Origin of the sequence: Cupriavidus sp. NPDC089707 (genome assembly GCF_044748965.1) — a bacterium.
Classification (GTDB): domain Bacteria; phylum Pseudomonadota; class Gammaproteobacteria; order Burkholderiales; family Burkholderiaceae; genus Cupriavidus.
In genome coordinates this window covers 230,458-247,933 of sequence record NZ_JBIVHB010000001.1, presented here as the reverse complement: position 1 = coordinate 247,933, position 17,476 = coordinate 230,458, and the positions used below count along the sequence as shown (strand labels likewise).

The following is a 17,476-nucleotide window of genomic DNA, read 5'->3' as shown; positions in this document are numbered from 1 at the left end:
CCAGTCCCTCGCGAGCCGGTTCTGCACATGCGGCGGTGCCGCATGCGCGGCGGCGCACCTCGGCGAGGCCAGGTGGCGCTGCGCTATCATGGGCGGCTCTGCAGGCGACCCTCCCCGAGTCGCCGCCGTCACGCCTACCCTGCCTGCCCCGGCGCCCTGCTGCGCCCCGGAGTCCGCCATGCGCTTGCGTTTCCTTGAAGACCAGGAAGTCACCCTCTTTGCGGCCATCCCGGTCGGCATCGTGGCAGCCATTGCGACCACGCTGTTCGAGGAGGCACTGGAAGGTGCCGGCGTGGTGCTGTTTTCGAGCCATGCCGACGTGGTGGTCGTCTTTGCGGCACTGGCGCTGGGCTGGCGCGTGGTGGTGCCCGCAGTGGGCGGTGCCCTGGCCGGCGCGCTGCTGGTCCTGTCCAACCGACTGGCCAGCAGTCACAGCGGCGCGACCGACTATATGGAAGCGGTGGCAAATGGCAGCGGCCGGCTGCCGGTGCGGATCACGCTGCTGCGGGCCATGTCCTCGTTCTTCTCCATCGTCAGCGGCAGCTCGGTCGGCAAGGAAGGCGCGATGATCCAGTTGGCGGCGCTGTGCGGCTCGCTGTTTCCGACCACCCGGCTGGAGCGCGGCGGCGGCTCGAACATGCGCCGGATGCTGACCGCCTGCGCCGCCGCGGCGGGCCTGGCGACCGTCTATCACACCCCCTTCTCCGCCGCCGTCTTTGTCGCTGAAGTGGTGTTTGGGGCACTAGCCGTCCAGCGGCTGATGCCCCTGTTCCTTGCCTCGGTAGCCGGCGCCATGGTCAGCCAGTGGCACGGCGGATTGCAGCCACTGTATCCGGGGCTGGATATCGCACCCGACCTGCGCCCGCATATCTTGCTGGCGGCAGCCGGACTCGGCGTGGCGGCCGGCATCGTCGGGGCGCTGTTCATGCGTGCGTCTGGCTTCGCCCGCAGCCGCTTCGCAGCGGTGCCGGGCGGGCCGGTGGCGCGGCTGGCGCTGGGCGGCGCGCTGGTCGGGGTGCTGGCGATGGCAGTACCCGAGGTCGTGGGCAATGGCTACCACACCATCCAGACCATCCTGCAGGAACAGCCGCTGAGCGTGCCGGTGGCCGGGGTGCTGCTGGCCAAGCTGGTGGCCACGGTGATCAGCATGGGCTCCGGCGCGGTCGGCGGGGTGTTCACCCCGTCTCTGTTCGTTGGCGCGGCGCTGGGGCAATTGCTGGCGCTGGCCATGCATGGCGTCGCCGACGGCGCCACGCCGCTGCTGCCGCTGGTCGGCATGAGCGCGTTCCTGGCGGCGACCAGCCAGGCGCCGCTGATGTCGGTGCTGATGGTCTTCGAGATGACGCTGGCGCCGGCGCTGCTGCTGCCGTCGATGATCGGAGCGGTGGCGGCGTACTACACGGCGTCGCGCTGCCAGACGCTATCGCTGTACAGCGTGATCGCCGAGCGCGCACAGGCGTCAGCCGCGGCCGAGCACGCGCGCACCATGACGCTGGCGGGGCTGTGCGACCCGACCGCCACCGTGCTCGACCCCAACGCCAGCCTGGCCGAGGCGGCCGACAAATTCGCCGAGACCGGTACCCGCTATCTCTATCTGGTGCAGTTCGACGGGCGCCTGCTGGGCGCGCTGTCGATCCACGCCGTGCAGCGCGCCCAGCGCGAAGGCTCGCAGCAAGGCGTGCTGGAGCTGGCCGAGCGCGACTTCCCGGCGCTGACGCCCGCCTCACGCCTGCGCGACGCGCTTGAGGTATTCGCCGCACACGGCATCAACCGGATCCCGCTGGTACGAGACATGGTAGATCGTGAGCTCATTGGCACGGTATCAAAGCAGCGTGTGCTGCAAGAGGCCTCCTGCCTGTTCTGAGCGCCGACTTGCCGGGCGCCCCGGGGAAGCGCCAAGCGAGTAAAATGGCGGGTTGCGCCCGGTTCCGGGCCATTCCCGCCAACGCTTCGCCTCACTTGACGGAGTTCCCCCATGCCAGCAGGTCGTGATACGCGCCGCGAGGCGCCGGAAAATACCAGATCCTTGCGCGGGCGGTTGCCGTGGCTGGCGTGCATAAGGGTAACGGTAACCGCCCTGCTGCTCGGTGCGGCCGCCGCCTCGGCCCAGCCGGTGCGGGTGATCCCGGAGGACGCGCAGGCAGCCAGGCTGGTGCTCGCCGCCCCGTCGGCCGCCGCGCCGCAGACCGCCACGCTGGACGGCAAGACCGTGGGCGTGGCACCGGGCGTGCGCCTGTTCGGTACCGACAACCAACTACTGGCTACCGCCGCGGTGGCAGGCCAGAAGCTGCCGGTGCGATACAAGCTCGACCTCTACGGCCAGTTGCTGACCGCCTGGGTGCTGAGCGAGCCGGAGCAGAAGGCGCTGAAACAGAAATCGTAGTCCCTGGAAAAGCGCGGCGTGCCCCACGCGACCGCGCGTTGTTGCAACACCCTGATGCCCCCAGGTCAACCACTGAGATCGGCATATGAAGAAAGTTTTCGTCAAGACGTACGGCTGCCAGATGAACGAGTATGACTCGGACAAGATGGTGGACGTCCTCAACGCCAGCCAGGGGCTGGAACCCACCGACAACGTCGAAGACGCCGACGTGATCCTGTTCAATACCTGCTCGGTGCGCGAAAAAGCGCAAGAGAAGGTGTTTTCCGAACTGGGCCGGATGAAGGCGCTCAAGGCGGTCAAGCCCGACCTGGTGATCGGCGTGGGCGGCTGCGTGGCCAGCCAGGAAGGCGCCAGCATCGTCTCGCGCGCGCCGTACGTCGACGTGGTGTTCGGCCCGCAGACGCTGCACCGCCTGCCCGACCTGATCGCGCGCCGCCAGCGCACCGGCCAGTCGCAGGTGGATATCTCCTTCCCCGAGATCGAGAAGTTCGACCACCTGCCGCCGGCGCGCGTGGAAGGCCCGAGCGCCTTTGTCTCGATCATGGAAGGCTGCTCCAAGTACTGCAGCTACTGCGTGGTGCCCTACACCCGGGGCGAGGAAGTCTCGCGTCCGTTCGAGGACGTGCTGGCCGAAGTGGCCGGACTGGCCGACCAAGGCGTGCGCGAAGTCACGCTGCTGGGCCAGAACGTCAACGCCTACCGTGGCAAGATGGGCGACACCACCGAGATCGCCGACTTCGCGCTGCTGATCGAGTACGTAGCCGAGATTCCCGGCATCGAGCGCATCCGCTACACCACCAGCCACCCGAAGGAATTCACCTCGCGGCTGGTCGAGCTGTACGGCCGCTGCGACAAGCTGGTGAATCATTTGCACCTGCCCGTGCAGCATGCTTCGGACCGCATCCTGATGGCGATGAAGCGCGGCTACAGCGTGCTGGAGTACAAGAGTATCATCCGCAAGCTGCGCGCGCTGCGACCGCAGATGTCGATGTCGTCGGACTTTATCGTCGGCTTCCCCGGCGAGACCGATGCCGACTTCGAGAAGCTGATGGCGATGATCGAGGAGATCGGCTACGACACCTCGTTCTCGTTCATTTTCAGCCCGCGCCCGGGCACGCCCGCGGCCAACCTGCACGACGACACGCCGCACGAGGTCAAGCTGCGCCGGCTGCAGCGCCTGCAGGCGACCATCGAGGAAAATGTGCAGCGCATCAGCCTGAGCATGGTCGGCACGGTGCAGCGCATCCTGGTCGAAGGCCCGGCGCGCAAGGACCCGACCGAGCTGCATGGCCGCACCGAGAACAACCGCGTGGTCAACTTTGCGCTGCCCGGTGTTCCCCAGGCCGGCCGCGACCGGCTGGTCGGCCAGATGGTCGATGTCAGCATTACGCAGGCGTTCCCGCACTCGCTGCGCGGCGAGATCGTGGTGCGCCAGTAACCCGAGAACGATGAAGATCCCTTCCGCAGAATTCGTCGCCCCCAAGGACGACAACACCCGGCTGCAGAACCTGTGCGGGCCGCTCGACGAAAACCTGCGTCAGATCGAGCAGGCGCTGGACGTGACCATCCAGCGGCGCGGCCATCGCATGACGGTGCGCGGCAACCATGCGCAGGACGCCGCGCTGGCGCTGGAGCGCTTCTATAACCATGCGCGCACGCCGCTGTCGATCGACGACGTGCAGCTCGGCCTTGTCGAGACACGCCAGCTCAGCGCGCATGGCAGCTACCTGCCGGGCAATGACGACGACAACCGCAACGACGACGAGCGCGAGTTCGACGACGAATCGCCGGTGCTGCACACCCGCCGCACCGGCCTGCAGGGCCGCACCGTGGCGCAGCGCGAGTACCTGCGCAATATCCTGTCGCACGACCTGACGATGGGCATCGGCCCGGCCGGCACCGGCAAGACCTACCTGGCGGTGGCCTGCGCGGTCGACGCGCTGGAGCGCGACGCGGTCAAGCGCATCGTGCTGACGCGCCCGGCGGTGGAGGCCGGCGAGCGCCTGGGCTTCCTGCCCGGCGACCTGGCGCAGAAGGTCGATCCATACCTGCGGCCGCTGTATGACGCGCTGTACGACCTGCTTGGCTTCGACCGCACGCTGAAGATGTTCGAGCGCCAGATGATCGAGATCGCGCCGCTGGCCTATATGCGCGGGCGCACGCTGAACCACGCATTCATCATCCTGGACGAGGCCCAGAACACCACGCCCGAGCAGATGAAGATGTTCCTGACCCGGATCGGCTTCGGCTCCAAGGCGGTGATCACCGGCGACATCACCCAGATCGACCTGCCCAAGGGACAGAAGAGCGGCCTGGTGGACGCGCTGCATGTGCTGCGCGACGTGCGCGGCATCGCCTGCACCCGCTTTACCAGCATCGACGTGGTGCGCCATCCGCTGGTGGCGCGCATCGTTGATGCCTATGAGGAATACCACGCCCAGCACAAGGACGCGTAATTGAAATCCCCGAAAAACCAGAAATCCAAGGCCCCCGGCGTCAGCCTGACCCTGTTCGATGGCGAAGGCCGCGCGCGCAAGAGCACCGCGCACGCGCTGCGCGTGCAGTTGCCCGACGGCCGCAGCCTGACGCTGGACCTGTCGCAGGCCGCCGACGGCGTGGTCGCGCTGCTGGCCGAGCACACCGACACCCACCAGCAGGCCGGCCTGCTGGTGCGCCCGGACAACCATGACTCGCTGTCCGTGGCCGTGACCGCCACGCCGGTCGTGACCACCACCGGCACCCCGGCCACGCCGCCGGCGCTGGAGCTGGAAATCCAGCAAGGCAACGGCATCAAGCAAGACGGCCTGCCGCCGCGCAAGAAGATCGAAACCTGGGTCAAGTCGGCGCTGTATGCCGATGCCGCGCTGACGATCCGCTTCGTCGGCGAGGAGGAAGGCCGCTTGCTCAACCGTACCTACCGCGGCAAGGACTACGCCACCAACGTACTGACCTTTGCCTATGCGGAGAACAATGACGACCCGGTGACCGGCGATATCGTGCTGTGCTGCCCGGTGGTCGAAGCCGAGGCCCGCGAGCAGCGCAAGCCGCTGGAAGCGCACTATGCGCACCTGATCGTGCACGGCGTGCTGCATGCCCAGGGGTACGAGCACGAGGAAGACGCCGAGGCCGAGGAAATGGAGGCGATCGAGACCGAGACCCTGCAGGCGCTGGGCTACGCGGATCCCTACCTCGCCGAGCGCACCGGCACCGCGTGATTGACGGCGCACCGGCGGCGCCAGACTGGCGCCTCCAGCATCACATTCAGCAGCCGCTACCCGGCGGCTGTCACGGGACCGACAGCCTTTTGGTGTATCCTTCAGTCGATCTCCACCACGCGCTCGCCGCGAAATGAACGACCCCTATCCCAGTTCGAAGCCCGCCTACCTGAAGCAGGTCGATCGCCCCAGATCGCTTCTCGAACGCCTGTCAGACCTGATCTCCCCTGAGCCGGACACCCGCGTAGAACTGCTCGAAGTGCTCCAGGACGCGCATGAGCGCAACCTGATCGACGCGGATTCGCTGTCGATGATCGAGGGCGTGTTCCAGGTCTCCGAACTGACCGCCGGCGACATCATGGTGCCAAGCGCGCAGATGGATATGGTCAATATCGTCGACGCGCCGGAGACCTTCATCCCGTTCATGCAGCAGACCGCGCACTCGCGCTTCCCGGTCTATGAAGGCAGCCGCGACAACATCATCGGCATCCTGCTGGCCAAGGACCTGCTGCGCTACTACACCGATCCCGCCTTCGACCTGCGCGACACGCTGCGCCCGGCGGTGTTCATCCCCGAATCCAAGCGCCTGAATATCCTGCTGCGCGAGTTCCGCATCAACCGCAACCATATCGCCATCGTCGTCGACGAATACGGCGGCGTGGCCGGGCTGGTGACGATCGAAGACGTGCTCGAGCAGATCGTCGGCGATATCGAGGATGAGTTCGACCTGGACGAAGACCAGGACAATATCCTGCTCATGCCCGACGGCAGCTGGCGCGTGCACGGCCTGACCGAGATCGCCCAGTTCAACGAGGCCTTCGGCACCGGCTTTTCCGACCACGACGTCGACACCGTGGGCGGATTGCTGTCCAACCATGTGGGCCACGTGCCCCACCGCGGCGAGGTCATCATCCTGCCGCCGATCCGCTTTGAAGTGCTGCGCGCCGACGCGCGGCAGGTGCACCTGCTGCAGGTGCGCCGCGAATCCCTCGCTGACGGCGCGAGCGCTGCCGGCGCATGAAGCGTCCCGCCCCGATCCCCAACGGCGCCGCCGCTGCCGACGCCGGTGCCGGCAGCGTGCCCGGCGCGCGCTCGCGCGCCGCCGCCATGGGGCGCCTGCTGCTGGCCGGCGTGCTCGGCATTGCCCATACGCAGGCCTTCGCCCCGCATGACTGGTGGTGGCTGCAGATCCTGTCGCTGGCCGGCCTGGCCGCACTGATGGCCGACGCGCCGCGCGCGCGCATCGCCGCGGCCACCGGATATGCCTTCGGCCTGGGCTGGTTCCTGTCCGGCATCTGGTGGCTCTATATCAGCATGCACGTCTACGGCGAGATGCCGGCGTGGATGGCAGCGCTGGCGGTGGTGCTGTTCTCGGGCTACCTGGCACTGTGGCCGGCGCTGGCGGGCGCGCTGTGGCACCGGCAGACTGCACGGCTGCGAGCCGGCACATGGGCCGCGGCGCTGCTGGCGCCACTGGCGTTCGGTGCCGCGTGGGGGCTGTCGGAGTGGCTGCGCGGCGTTGTCTTCACCGGTTTCCCGTGGCTGTCGGGCGGCTATGCCCATACCGACGGGCCGCTTGCCGGCTTTGCGCCGCTGGTCGGCGTCTACGGCATCGGGGCGCTGGCGGCCGCGGTCGCGGCCTTGCTGGCCGGGGCCGTGCGCGGACTGGGGCACGGTGCGCGCACGCGTGCCGTCGTGCCGCTGGCGCTGGCACTTCTGCTACCGGCACTTGGCGCCGCGCTGTCGCCGCTGGCCTGGACCACGCCGGCCGGCAAGCCGCTGACGGTGCGGCTGCTGCAGGGCAATGTGCCGCAGGACATCAAGTTCGAGGCCGCCGGTATCCAGCGCTCGATCGCGCTATACCGCGACATGATCACCGCCGCGCCCGCCGACCTGGTGGTGACGCCCGAAACCGCCTTCCCGGTGATCCTGCAGGAACTGCCGGTCGACATCGCCGTGGCGGTGCGGGACTACGCGCTGCAGAGCGGCACCACGGTGCTGTTTGGCGCGGCCGGAGCCGATTCGCCGGTCGATTTCACCAACAGCGTGTTCGGGCTGGGGCCGCTGACGGAGCGGCTGTACCGCTACAACAAGCACCACCTGGTGCCGTTCGGCGAGTTCATTCCGCTGGGCTTCCGCTGGTTCGTCGACATGATGAAGATGCCGCTGGGCGATTTCCGCCGCGGCGGGCTCGACCAGCCTTCGTTGCCGGTGCGCGGCGTGCACGTGGCGCCCAATATCTGCTACGAGGATCTGTTTGGCGAGGAGATCGCGCAGACGCTGCGCCAGCAAACCGCGCCCGCCAACGTGCTGGCCAACCTGACCAACCTGGCCTGGTTCGGCGACACCATCGCACTGGACCAGCACCTGCAGATCTCGCGCATGCGCGCGCTGGAAACGCGCCGCCCGATGCTGCGCTCGACCAATACCGGCATGACCGCGGTGGTGCGCCCGGACGGCACTGTGCAGGCGCGCCTGCCGACCTTCACCGTCGGCACGCTGGTGGCCGAGGTGCAGGGCATGCAGGGGCTGACCCCGTATATCCGCTGGGGGAACACGCCGGTGCTGGCGCTCTTTGCGCTGGTGCTGGGCGCGGCCGCGTGGTGCTCGCGGCGCGCAGCCTGAAGCCCGGCGTGGCGCTGCTGGCGCGTCGGGCTTTCCGCCGCGGATCCCGCTGATCGCGCGAATTCGCGGCACCCGTGGCGCGCCAGGCGCGCGCCGGCTACGTCAGTTCAGCAGCCCGGTCGCCACCGATATGGCTGCCGCGGCGATCATGACCGCGATTGCGACCAGGTAAGGTTTGCGAGAAAGGAGTGTCATGATCCCAAGTCCCCACTATTAATTGTCTACCGGCAGGACGGCTAAGCCCTGCCAACCGCAACACTCTGAACGGGTTGCTTACTCATACTGTATACAAAAACGTTATCGGCTAGCGTTCCCGCAACTTGAAAACGGGGTCGGTATTTTCCCCATGCGTTGCGAAAGGCCGACATCCGCTGACACCTCCGCGCACCTGCCCACACCCCGCCAATCGGGGCGAGCGGCCAAAAAGCCGATAGAATTCAGGGTTTGGCAAAATCCGTATGCGGCGGCCCCGGCACGCGCTGCGCCGCCAGTACGCCGGGGCGGCGCAACTTCGCCCCAGCCGACCGATCAGCCACTACCTAGTCTTCATATGCTGACCTTCCAACAAATGATTCTGACCCTGCAGGCCTACTGGGACCGGCAGGGTTGCGCGCTGTTGCAACCCATCGATCTGGAGGTCGGCGCCGGCACTTCCCACGTGCATACCTTCCTGCGCGCGATCGGCCCCGAGCCGTGGCGCGCCGCCTACGTGCAGCCTTCACGGCGCCCGAAAGACGGCCGCTATGGCGAGAACCCCAACCGCCTGCAGCACTACTACCAATACCAGGTGGTGCTCAAGCCCGCGCCCGAGAACATCCTCGAGCTGTACCTGGGCTCGCTGGAGGCACTGGGCCTGGACCTGAAGCAGAACGACATCCGCTTCGTCGAAGACGACTGGGAGAACCCGACGCTGGGAGCGTGGGGCCTGGGCTGGGAAGTCTGGCTCAACGGCATGGAAGTGACCCAGTTCACCTACTTCCAGCAGGTCGGCGGCATCGACTGCAAGCCGATCACGGGCGAGATCACCTACGGCATCGAACGCCTGGCGATGTACCTGCAGAAGGTCGAGAACGTCTTCGACCTGGTCTGGACCGAATGGGTCGAGAATGGCGAGACGCGCCGCCTGACCTACGGCGACGTGTACCACCAGAACGAAGTCGAGCAGTCGACCTACAATTTCGAGCACAGCAACACCGAAATCCTGTTCCGCCATTTCGCCGAGCACGAGGGCGAGGCCAAGCGCCTGATGGGCAATGCCGAAGGCGCCGACGGCACCGACGGGAGCCAGGCCGCCGGCGCGCGCCTGGCGCTGCCCGCCTATGAGCAGGTACTGAAGGCCGCGCACACGTTCAACCTGCTGGACGCCCGCGGCGCCATCTCGGTGACCGAGCGTGCCGCCTATATCGGCCGCATCCGCAACCTGTCGCGCCAGGTGGCGCAGGCCTACTACGATTCGCGCGAGGCCCTCGGCTTCCCGATGTGCGGCAACGGCGGAGCCCGGGCATGACGCAACTGGCGCGCAGCGCGCTGTGCTGCGCCTTCGCCATCGCCACGCTGTCCGCCGCCGGCAATGCCGCCGCCGCGCGCGCCGTGGCCGCCCCCGCCCCGCAGGCGTTGCTGCTGCCGGCCGAACTGAGCAATGTATGCGAGGCCGACCCGCAGGCGCTGCAGCTGGCCATGTCGCGCCACTGGCGCCCGTCGCTGAACGCGCTCGACCAGTGGACGCAACTGGTGCGCTCGTTCGCCTGCGACCTGTCGGGCCAGCGCGACCTGGGCTGGCACCGCGTGCCGCTGCGCGCCTATGAAAGCGCGATCCGTTACCCGCTGACCTGGGTGGAGGTGGAAACCACCAACGGCCGCACCCGGCGCAAGACCAAGACCTACTGGTCGGCGGCACAGCTGCCGCCGAAGATCGATTTCTGGGTGGGCGGGCGCATCGACGAGATCCGCTACGACAAGCGCCTGCGCCGTATCGACGCGCGCTTTCCCGCAGCGGGCAGCCGCGGCGGCAGTAACGGCGCGGCCAGCGCCGCGGCGGCCGCGCAATGCGCCTTCACCACGCTGCAATTCCGGCAACAGAACGGCCTGTGGCTGCTGTCCGGAGTGGAACCTAATCATTCGCCGCGCTGCTGACAGCGGCGCGCGCCACAACCTGTTGGATACGATTCATGTCGCAACCCATGACCGACTCGCTGCTGATCGAACTGTTCACCGAAGAGCTGCCACCCAAGGCGCTGGCGCGTCTGGGCGACGCCTTCGCGCAGGGCCTGTTCGGCGGCCTGGGCGAGCGCGACCTGCTTGAGCCGGGCGCCACCGTGACGCCGTTCGCCACGCCGCGGCGGCTGGCCGCGCTGGTGTCGGGCGTGCGCCGCAGCGCGCCCGACCGCGAGCAGCGCGAAAAGGTCCTGCCGCTGTCGGTGGCGCTTGGCGCCAACGGCGAGCCCACCCCGCCGCTGGCCAAGAAGCTGGCCGCGCTGGCCAAGTCGGTCGGCGTCGCCGAGATCGACTGGCAGTCGCTGGAGCGCGCCTCGGACGGCAAGGCAGAAGCCTTTTTCTACCGCTACACCGCGCGTGGCGCGGAGCTGGCCGCGGGCCTGCAGGCAGCGCTGGAAGACACCATTGCCAAGCTGCCCATCCCCAAGGTGATGAGCTACCAGCGCCCGGACGGCAGCACCGTGCATTTCGTGCGCCCGGCGCACAGCCTGATCGCGCTGTTCGGCAGCGAGATCCTGCCGGTGTCGTTGCTGGGCCTGCAGGCCAGCAACGTGACGCAGGGCCACCGCTTCCTGTCCCATGGCACGATCGAGATCACGCATGCCAACGACTACGCGAAGCAGCTGGAATCGGCCGGCCGCGTGCTTGCCAGCTATGCCGAACGCCGCGAGCGCATGCGTGCCGCATTGCTGGCCGAGGCCGGCGCCGACCAGGTGATCATGCCCGAGTCGCTGCTCGATGAAGTCAACTCGCTGGTGGAATGGCCGGTGGTCTACGCCTGCCACTTCGAGGAAGCCTTCCTGGCGGTGCCGCAGGAATGCCTGATCCTGACGATGCAGACCAACCAGAAATACTTTGCGCTGACCGATGCCCAAGGCCACCTGCGCAACCGCTTCCTGATCGTGTCGAACCTGGCCACCGAGACGCCGCAGTCGATCATCACCGGCAACGAGCGCGTGGTGCGCCCGCGCCTGGCCGATGCCAAGTTCTTCTTCGACCAGGATCGCAAGAAGACGCTGGCCTCGCGCGTGCCACAGCTGGCCGGCGTGGTCTACCACAACAAGATCGGCACGCAGCTGGACCGCGTGCAGCGCCTGCAGCAGATCGCCGGCCATGTCGCCGATGCGCTCAACGCCGCCGGCGTGGCCACCGACAAGGCGGCCGCAATGCGGGGCGCGGAGCTGGCCAAGGCCGACCTGCTGACCGACATGGTCGGCGAGTTCCCCGAGCTGCAGGGCACCATGGGCACGTACTACGCGCGCCACGACGACGAAGCCGAGGACGTGGCGCTGGCCTGCTCCGAGCACTACCGCCCGCGCTTCGCCGGCGATGCGCTGCCCGAAGGCTCGGTCAGCACCGCCGTCGCGCTGGCCGACAAGCTGGAAACGCTGGTCGGCATCTGGGGTATCGGCCTGCAGCCGACCGGCGAGAAGGATCCGTTCGCGCTGCGCCGCCATGCGCTGGGCATCCTGCGCATGCTGATCGAGAAGCCGCTGGCCGTGTCGGTCACGTCGCTGCTGGCGCTGACGCAGCAGGCTTTCGCGGGCATTGCCGCGGTCAAGCCGGCGCCGGATGCCATCGCCGACTTCCTGTACGACCGCGTGCGCGGCTACCTGAAGGACAAGGGCTACACCACCAACGAGGTCGAGGCCGTGGTCAGCCTGCGCCCGGACCAGCTGCACGACGTGCTGGGCCGCATGGAAGCGGTGCGTACCTTTGCCGCGCTGCCCGAGGCCGAGGCCCTGGCCGCCGCCAACAAGCGCATCACCAATATCCTGCGCAAGAACACCGAGCCGGTCGGCGCGGTGAACCCGGCGCTGTTCCAGGAAGAGGCCGAAGGCGCGTTGCACGCGGCGATCGAGAAGGTGCGCCCGGCCGTCGAAGCCGCCTTTGCCAGCGGCGATTTCACCGCCGCGCTGCGCGACCTGGCCCAGCTGCGCGATGCCGTAGACCGCTTCTTCAACGACGTAATGGTGATGGCCGAGGACGCGCAGCTGCGCGCCAACCGCCTGGCGCTGCTGGCCTCGCTGCATGCGCTGGCCAACCGCGTGGCCGACATCTCCAAGCTGGCCGCCTGAGCGCCGCCAGCACGCGATACCGGAGCCGCACATGCCGCAGACGCCGCCCAAGTTCGTCATCCTGGACCGCGACGGGGTGGTCAACCTCGACAGCGACCAGTTCATCAAGTCGCCCGACGAGTGGATCCCCATCGACGGCAGCCTGGAAGCCATCGCCGCGCTGAACCAGGCCGGCTATCGCGTGGTGATCGCCAGCAACCAGTCCGGCATCGGCCGCGGCCTGTTCGAGATGAGCGCGCTTAACGCCATGCACGAGAAGATGTACACGGCGCTGGCGCGCCTTGGCGGGCGCGTCGAGGCCGTGTTCTTCTGCCCGCATACCGCCGCGGACGGCTGCGACTGCCGCAAGCCCAAGTCCGGCATGCTCGAGCAGATCAGCGAGCGCTTCGGCATCGAGCTCAGGGGCGTGCCGATCGTCGGCGATTCGCTGCGCGACCTGGAGGCCGGTGTCGCGGTCGGCTGCGCGCCGCACCTGGTGCGCAGCGGCAAGGGCCTGAAAACCCTCGACAAAGGCGGCCTGCCGCCCGGCACGCAGGTGCATGACGACCTGCGCGCCTTTGCGCGCTGGCTGACCGGCAACGATGGCGGCAACGACGGCGCCACCCGCGAGTCCGCACAATAAGCCATCGCTGACGCTGGCACCGACCCTCTTTTTTGCGCCCCCACGCATGACGTTTCTCCGTTCCCTGTTGTTTGCGCTGTACCTGCTGGTGCTGACGCCTCCCTACGCCTGCACCTGCTTCATCGTGTTTCCGTTCATGAATGCCGACCAGCGCTTCCGCTTCGTGCGCGGCTGGCCGCGGCTGGTGATCTGGGCCGCGCGCGGCATCTGCGGCATCCAGTACCGCATCCAGGGCCATGAGCATATGGACAGCATGCTCGACAAGCCGGTGGTGCTGCTGTCCAAACACCAGTCGGCGTGGGAGACGGTGGCCTACGTGGCGCTGATGCCCAGGCCGCTTTGCTTCGTGTTCAAGCGCGAGCTGCTGCTGGTGCCTTTCTTCGGCTGGGCGTTAGGTATGCTGAAGATGGTCCATATCAACCGCAAGGAAGGCACCCGCGCCTTCGCCTCGGCCGTGCGCCAGGGCCGCGAGCGGCTGGCCGAAGGCGCCTGGATCATCATGTTCCCGGAAGGCACGCGCACGCCGTCGGGGCTGGTAAAGACGCGCTACAAGAGCGGCGGCGCGCGCCTGGCGGTCGAGACCGGTGCCTGGGTGCTGCCGATGGCGGTCAATTCCGGCCGGGTGTGGCCGCGCAACAAATTCCTCAAGTACCCGGGCATGGTGACGATCTCGGTCGGCCCCCCAATCGCCTCGGCCAACAAGACCGCCGACCAGCTCAACCAGGAAGTGGCCGACTGGATCGAGCGCGACATGCGCCGCATCGACGCGGACAGCTACCGCAGCGAAGCACGGGTAGAGCCTGCCGCATGAAGCTGCTGCGCCCCGCCTCCGACGCCGACGGCGCGCAGCTGGAACTGCCCCTGGCAGAGGCCGCTGCCGGAGTCCATGCACCGGCGGCGCCGCTGGTGCCGGCGCAGCCGGCATGGCCGGTACCGCAGCCCAACGCGCGGCTGCTGCACGTGGGCGAGCGCCCGGTGCACTACACGCTCAAGCGCTCTTCGCGGCGTACCATCGGCTTCACCATCGACGACCGCGGCCTGTCGGTCACCGCGCCGCGCTGGGTCACGCTGGCCGACATCGAATCGGCCATCCTGGAAAAGCAGCGCTGGATCTTCAACAAGCTGGGCGAGTGGCGCCACCGCGAGGCACGCCGCGTGCTGCCCACGGTGCAGTGGCGCGACGGCGCCAGCCTGCCCTTCCTGGGACAGCCGCTGACGCTGTCGCTGGAGTCGCCGATCGGCGCGCTGCTGTTCGATGCCGACCGCCGCGTGCTGCACCTGGCGCTGCCTGCGCACGCCGACGAGCAGCAGATCAAGGACCGCGTGCAAGGCTGGCTGCAGCAGCAGGCGCGCCGGCTGCTGGCCGAGCGGCTCGACGTCTATGCCGGGAGGCTGGGCGTGCGCCATACCGGCTTTGCGCTGACTTCGGCGGCCACGCGCTGGGGCAGCTGCACCGCCGACGGCAAGATCCGGCTGAACTGGCGCCTGATGCATTTTCCGCTGTCGATGATCGACTACGTCGCAGCGCACGAACTCGCCCACCTGAAGGAAATGAACCACGGGCCGCGTTTCTGGCAGACCGTGGAATCAATCTTCCCGGAATTCCGCGACGCCCGCGCGCAGCTGCGCGCGCATCCGCCCGAGCTGCTGCCGACCTTTTAAGCCAGCAGCCGGTGCGTTCCGGCCAAACGCACTAAAATGGCGCCTTCCAATACCTAAAACAGTTGAAGGCCCTCAAATGCGACTCCTCCACACCATGCTGCGCGTCGGCGACATGCAGCGCTCCATCGATTTCTACACCCGCGTTCTCGGCATGCAGCTGCTGCGCGAGAGCGACAACCCCGAGTACAAGTACCGCCTGGCGTTCGTCGGCTACGGCCCGGAAAGCGAAACCGCGGTGCTGGAGCTGACCTACAACTACGGCGTCGACCAGTATGACCTGGGCACCGCCTACGGCCATATCGCGCTGGAGACCGACAACGCCGCGGCGGCGTGCGAGCGCATCCGCACGGCCGGCGGCAAGGTCACCCGCGAAGCCGGCCCGGTCAAGGGCGGCACCACCGTGATCGCCTTCGTCGAAGACCCGGACGGCTACAAGATCGAGCTGATCGAGCGCCATTCCACCCGCGACGCCAGCCGCCCGTAACGCGTCCATCGACCGCGACCGTGGACGCGCAAACCCTGGCCCGCCGGCCGCTGGACGGCATGGCGGTGGGACTGATGGTGGTGCTGTGCGCCGCCTGGGGCCTGCAACAGGTGGTGATCAAGGTAACCGCGCCGCTGATGGGCGCGGTGCTGCAGGCGGGCGTGCGATCGGCAGTGGCGGCGCTGCTGGTGTTCGGCTTTGCCGCCTGGCGCGGGACGCCGATCTGGCGCCGCGACGGCACGCTCAACGCCGGGCTGCTGGCGGGGCTGCTGTTCGGTGCCGAGTTCTTCTGCATCTTTGTCGGGCTGGGCCACACTACAGCCTCGCGCATGGCGGTGTTCCTGTACACCGCGCCGATCTTCACCGCGCTGGGACTGCATTTCGCGGTGCCGGGCGAGCGGCTGCACACCGGGCAATGGCTCGGCGTGGCGCTGGCCTTCGTGGGCATGGCACTGGCGTTCGCCGATGGCATCGCAGCGCCGTCGGCCCATGGCAGCACGCTGCTGGGCGATGCGCTGGGCATCGTGGCCGGGGCGCTGTGGGCGGCTACCACCGTGGTGGTGCGCGCCAGCCCGCTGGCGAGTGCGCCGGCCAGCAAGACGCTGCTGTACCAGCTGGCGGTATCGGCGGTGCTGCTGCTGGCGATGGCGGTGGCCGCCGGCCAGACCGCGACCGTGCAGATCGACGGCGTGGTGCTGGCGAGCCTGTTCTACCAGTCGGTGCTGATTGCGTTTGCCAGCTATCTGATTTGGTTCTGGCTGCTGCGGCGCTACCTGGCGTCGCGGCTGTCGGTGTTTTCTTTCCTGACGCCGCTGTTCGGGGTGGCTTTCGGCGTGGTGCTGATGCACGACGCGGTGGGGCCGCGCTTTGCGGTGGCAGCCGTGCTGGTGCTGGCGGGGATTGTTCTGGTGAATCGGCGGGCGTGAGGGGCGCGTCAGGGTTCGGGTTAAAACCGTTGGCCTTGCTTGGTGTGGCGCCTTGCTAGCCCACCCCTCACCCCGGGCCCTCTCCCCCTGAGGGGAGAGGGAGAACACCTTGCTTAGGCAAGCTCGGGCGGCCTGGGAGCACCCAAAACCGGTGGGCTCTTCTGGCCGCCCTCAAGATCAGCGGCGCGCCTCGAAGGAGAACATCCCCAGCGCGTCGCGCACTTCCTCCAGCGTCTGCTGGGTCAGCTCGCGTGCCTTCTGCGTGCCCTGGCGCAGCACATCGAGCACATAGTCCGGGTTCTTCGCCAGCTCTTCGCGGCGGGCGCGGATCGGGGCGAGCATGTCCTGCAGGATGCCTTCGATGCGGCGCTTGAGCACCATGTCGCCCAGGCCTCCCTTGCGATAGTGTTCCTTCAGCGCTTCGACTTCCTCGGTGTTGGGGTCGAACGCGTCCAGGTATGTGAACACCACGTTGCCTTCGACCTGGCCAGGATCCGACACCTTCAGATGGTTCGGATCGGTGTACATGCTGTGCACCGCGGCCTTGATCTGCTCCGGCGACGCGCCCAGCGCGATCGCGTTGCCCATCGACTTGCTCATCTTGGCCTTGCCGTCGACGCCGGGCAGGCGGCCGAACTTGGGGATCAGAGCCTTGCACTCCGGCAGTATGTCGCGGCCGACCTGGTTGTTGATGCGGCGCACGATCTCGTTGGTCTGCTCGATCAGCGGGGCCTGGTCTTCGCCCACCGGCACTACCTGGGCCTTGAAGGCAGTAATGTCGGCGGCCTGCGCGGCCGGGTAGCACAGGAAGCCGGCCGGGATATCGCGGCCGAAACCGCGCGCCTGGATCTCTTCCTTGATGGTCGGGTTGCGCTCCAGCCGCGATACCGTGACGAAGTTCAGGTACATCAGCGTCAGCTCGGCCAGCGCCGGCAGGTGCGACTGCACGGTGATGGTGGTCCTGGCCGGGTCGATGCCGACCGCCAGGTAGTCCAGCGCTACTTCCAGCACGTTGCGGCGCACCTTGTCGGGATCGTGCGCGTTGTCGGTCATGGCCTGGGTGTCGGCCAGCAGCAGGTATTGCTCATGCGAATCCTGCAGCGCCACCCGGCTCTGCAGCGAGCCGACGAAGTGGCCGAGGTGCAGCGGGCCGGTGGGACGGTCGCCGGTCAGGATCACGGGACGCCGGTTGGTTTGGCTGGATTGAGCTGTCATGGGACGGTCTTGCACGAAATAGTCGCGGGAATTCGGGTTCATTTATCTGGGG

Annotated in this window: 16 protein-coding genes; 15 read left to right on the top strand and 1 reads right to left on the bottom strand. The window is 67.9% G+C overall.

Annotated features, from left to right (window positions below):
• The first annotated feature begins 178 nt into the window (after positions 1-178).
• The 15 genes from ACIP1U_RS01185 (at position 179) to ACIP1U_RS01115 (ending at position 16,209) form a co-directional block, all read left to right on the top strand.
• Positions 179-1,864, top strand: coding sequence for a ClcB-like voltage-gated chloride channel protein (locus ACIP1U_RS01185; RefSeq protein WP_400310682.1), 1,686 nt, complete (start codon positions 179-181; stop codon positions 1,862-1,864).
• A 111-nt stretch (positions 1,865-1,975) separates the two neighbouring features.
• Positions 1,976-2,383, top strand: coding sequence for a hypothetical protein (locus tag ACIP1U_RS01180; RefSeq protein WP_400310680.1), 408 nt, complete (start codon positions 1,976-1,978; stop codon positions 2,381-2,383).
• Positions 2,384-2,468: 85 nt separating this feature from the next.
• Positions 2,469-3,821: a tRNA (N6-isopentenyl adenosine(37)-C2)-methylthiotransferase MiaB gene (gene miaB / locus ACIP1U_RS01175; RefSeq protein ID WP_400310678.1), complete on the top strand. Its 1,353-nt coding sequence runs from the start codon at positions 2,469-2,471 to the stop codon at positions 3,819-3,821.
• A gap of 10 nt (positions 3,822-3,831) precedes the next feature.
• Positions 3,832-4,839, top strand: coding sequence for a PhoH family protein (locus ACIP1U_RS01170; protein ID WP_400310675.1), 1,008 nt, complete (start codon positions 3,832-3,834; stop codon positions 4,837-4,839).
• Complete coding sequence (gene ybeY, locus ACIP1U_RS01165; protein ID WP_400310672.1) at positions 4,840-5,598, top strand: rRNA maturation RNase YbeY; 759 nt, start codon at positions 4,840-4,842, stop codon at positions 5,596-5,598.
• 133 nt (positions 5,599-5,731) lie between these two features.
• Positions 5,732-6,619, top strand: a complete 888-nt coding sequence (locus tag ACIP1U_RS01160) for an HlyC/CorC family transporter (RefSeq protein ID WP_400310670.1) — start codon at positions 5,732-5,734, stop codon at positions 6,617-6,619.
• A complete protein-coding gene (lnt, locus tag ACIP1U_RS01155) occupies positions 6,616-8,223 on the top strand; it encodes an apolipoprotein N-acyltransferase (RefSeq protein WP_400310667.1) in 1,608 nt (535 codons plus the stop codon). Before ACIP1U_RS01160 ends, lnt begins: the two co-directional genes overlap by 4 nt.
• Positions 8,224-8,773: 550 nt before the next feature.
• Positions 8,774-9,730, top strand: a complete 957-nt coding sequence (gene glyQ / locus ACIP1U_RS01150) for a glycine--tRNA ligase subunit alpha (protein WP_400310664.1) — start codon at positions 8,774-8,776, stop codon at positions 9,728-9,730.
• On the top strand, positions 9,727-10,356 hold the full coding sequence (locus ACIP1U_RS01145) for a hypothetical protein (RefSeq protein ID WP_400310662.1): 630 nt from the start codon (positions 9,727-9,729) through the stop codon (positions 10,354-10,356). The genes glyQ and ACIP1U_RS01145 overlap by 4 nt, the downstream gene beginning before the upstream one ends.
• Before the next feature lie 35 nt (positions 10,357-10,391).
• On the top strand, positions 10,392-12,515 hold the full coding sequence (glyS, locus tag ACIP1U_RS01140; RefSeq protein WP_400310659.1) for a glycine--tRNA ligase subunit beta: 2,124 nt from the start codon (positions 10,392-10,394) through the stop codon (positions 12,513-12,515).
• Between the two features lie 31 nt (positions 12,516-12,546).
• Positions 12,547-13,137, top strand: coding sequence for a D-glycero-beta-D-manno-heptose 1,7-bisphosphate 7-phosphatase (gmhB, locus tag ACIP1U_RS01135; RefSeq protein ID WP_400310656.1), 591 nt, complete (start codon positions 12,547-12,549; stop codon positions 13,135-13,137).
• A gap of 46 nt (positions 13,138-13,183) precedes the next feature.
• A complete protein-coding gene (locus ACIP1U_RS01130) occupies positions 13,184-13,948 on the top strand; it encodes a lysophospholipid acyltransferase family protein (protein WP_400310653.1) in 765 nt (254 codons plus the stop codon).
• Positions 13,945-14,799: a M48 family metallopeptidase gene (locus ACIP1U_RS01125; RefSeq protein WP_400310652.1), complete on the top strand. Its 855-nt coding sequence runs from the start codon at positions 13,945-13,947 to the stop codon at positions 14,797-14,799. Before ACIP1U_RS01130 ends, ACIP1U_RS01125 begins: the two co-directional genes overlap by 4 nt.
• Before the next feature lie 76 nt (positions 14,800-14,875).
• The gene (gene gloA, locus ACIP1U_RS01120) at positions 14,876-15,283 is read left to right on the top strand and encodes a lactoylglutathione lyase (protein ID WP_400310650.1); all 408 of its coding nucleotides are present in this window, start codon (positions 14,876-14,878) and stop codon (positions 15,281-15,283) included.
• Between the two features lie 59 nt (positions 15,284-15,342).
• On the top strand, positions 15,343-16,209 hold the full coding sequence (locus ACIP1U_RS01115; RefSeq protein ID WP_400311723.1) for a DMT family transporter: 867 nt from the start codon (positions 15,343-15,345) through the stop codon (positions 16,207-16,209).
• Between the two features lie 177 nt (positions 16,210-16,386).
• Here ACIP1U_RS01115 and trpS read toward each other — a convergent pair whose 3' ends face one another.
• Entirely contained in the window at positions 16,387-17,424 is a 1,038-nt protein-coding gene (trpS, locus tag ACIP1U_RS01110) for a tryptophan--tRNA ligase (protein ID WP_400310648.1), read from the bottom strand.
• Positions 17,425-17,476 lie beyond the last annotated feature (52 nt).

Excerpts from the sequence above, each read along its gene's own strand:
- ACIP1U_RS01185 (WP_400310682.1), top strand. The coding sequence starts at position 179 with ATGCGCTTGCGTTTCCTTGAAGACCAGGAAGTCACCCTCTTTGCGGCC.
- ACIP1U_RS01180 (WP_400310680.1), top strand. The coding sequence starts at position 1,976 with ATGCCAGCAGGTCGTGATACGCGCCGCGAGGCGCCGGAAAATACCAGA.
- miaB (WP_400310678.1), top strand. The coding sequence starts at position 2,469 with ATGAAGAAAGTTTTCGTCAAGACGTACGGCTGCCAGATGAACGAGTAT.
- ACIP1U_RS01170 (WP_400310675.1), top strand. The coding sequence starts at position 3,832 with ATGAAGATCCCTTCCGCAGAATTCGTCGCCCCCAAGGACGACAACACC.
- ACIP1U_RS01160 (WP_400310670.1), top strand. The coding sequence starts at position 5,732 with ATGAACGACCCCTATCCCAGTTCGAAGCCCGCCTACCTGAAGCAGGTC.
- lnt (WP_400310667.1), top strand. The coding sequence starts at position 6,616 with ATGAAGCGTCCCGCCCCGATCCCCAACGGCGCCGCCGCTGCCGACGCC.
- glyQ (WP_400310664.1), top strand. The coding sequence starts at position 8,774 with ATGCTGACCTTCCAACAAATGATTCTGACCCTGCAGGCCTACTGGGAC.
- ACIP1U_RS01145 (WP_400310662.1), top strand. The coding sequence starts at position 9,727 with ATGACGCAACTGGCGCGCAGCGCGCTGTGCTGCGCCTTCGCCATCGCC.
- glyS (WP_400310659.1), top strand. The coding sequence starts at position 10,392 with ATGTCGCAACCCATGACCGACTCGCTGCTGATCGAACTGTTCACCGAA.
- gmhB (WP_400310656.1), top strand. The coding sequence starts at position 12,547 with ATGCCGCAGACGCCGCCCAAGTTCGTCATCCTGGACCGCGACGGGGTG.
- ACIP1U_RS01130 (WP_400310653.1), top strand. The coding sequence starts at position 13,184 with ATGACGTTTCTCCGTTCCCTGTTGTTTGCGCTGTACCTGCTGGTGCTG.
- ACIP1U_RS01125 (WP_400310652.1), top strand. The coding sequence starts at position 13,945 with ATGAAGCTGCTGCGCCCCGCCTCCGACGCCGACGGCGCGCAGCTGGAA.
- gloA (WP_400310650.1), top strand. The coding sequence starts at position 14,876 with ATGCGACTCCTCCACACCATGCTGCGCGTCGGCGACATGCAGCGCTCC.
- ACIP1U_RS01115 (WP_400311723.1), top strand. The coding sequence starts at position 15,343 with ATGGCGGTGGGACTGATGGTGGTGCTGTGCGCCGCCTGGGGCCTGCAA.
- trpS (WP_400310648.1), bottom strand. The coding sequence starts at position 17,424 with ATGACAGCTCAATCCAGCCAAACCAACCGGCGTCCCGTGATCCTGACC.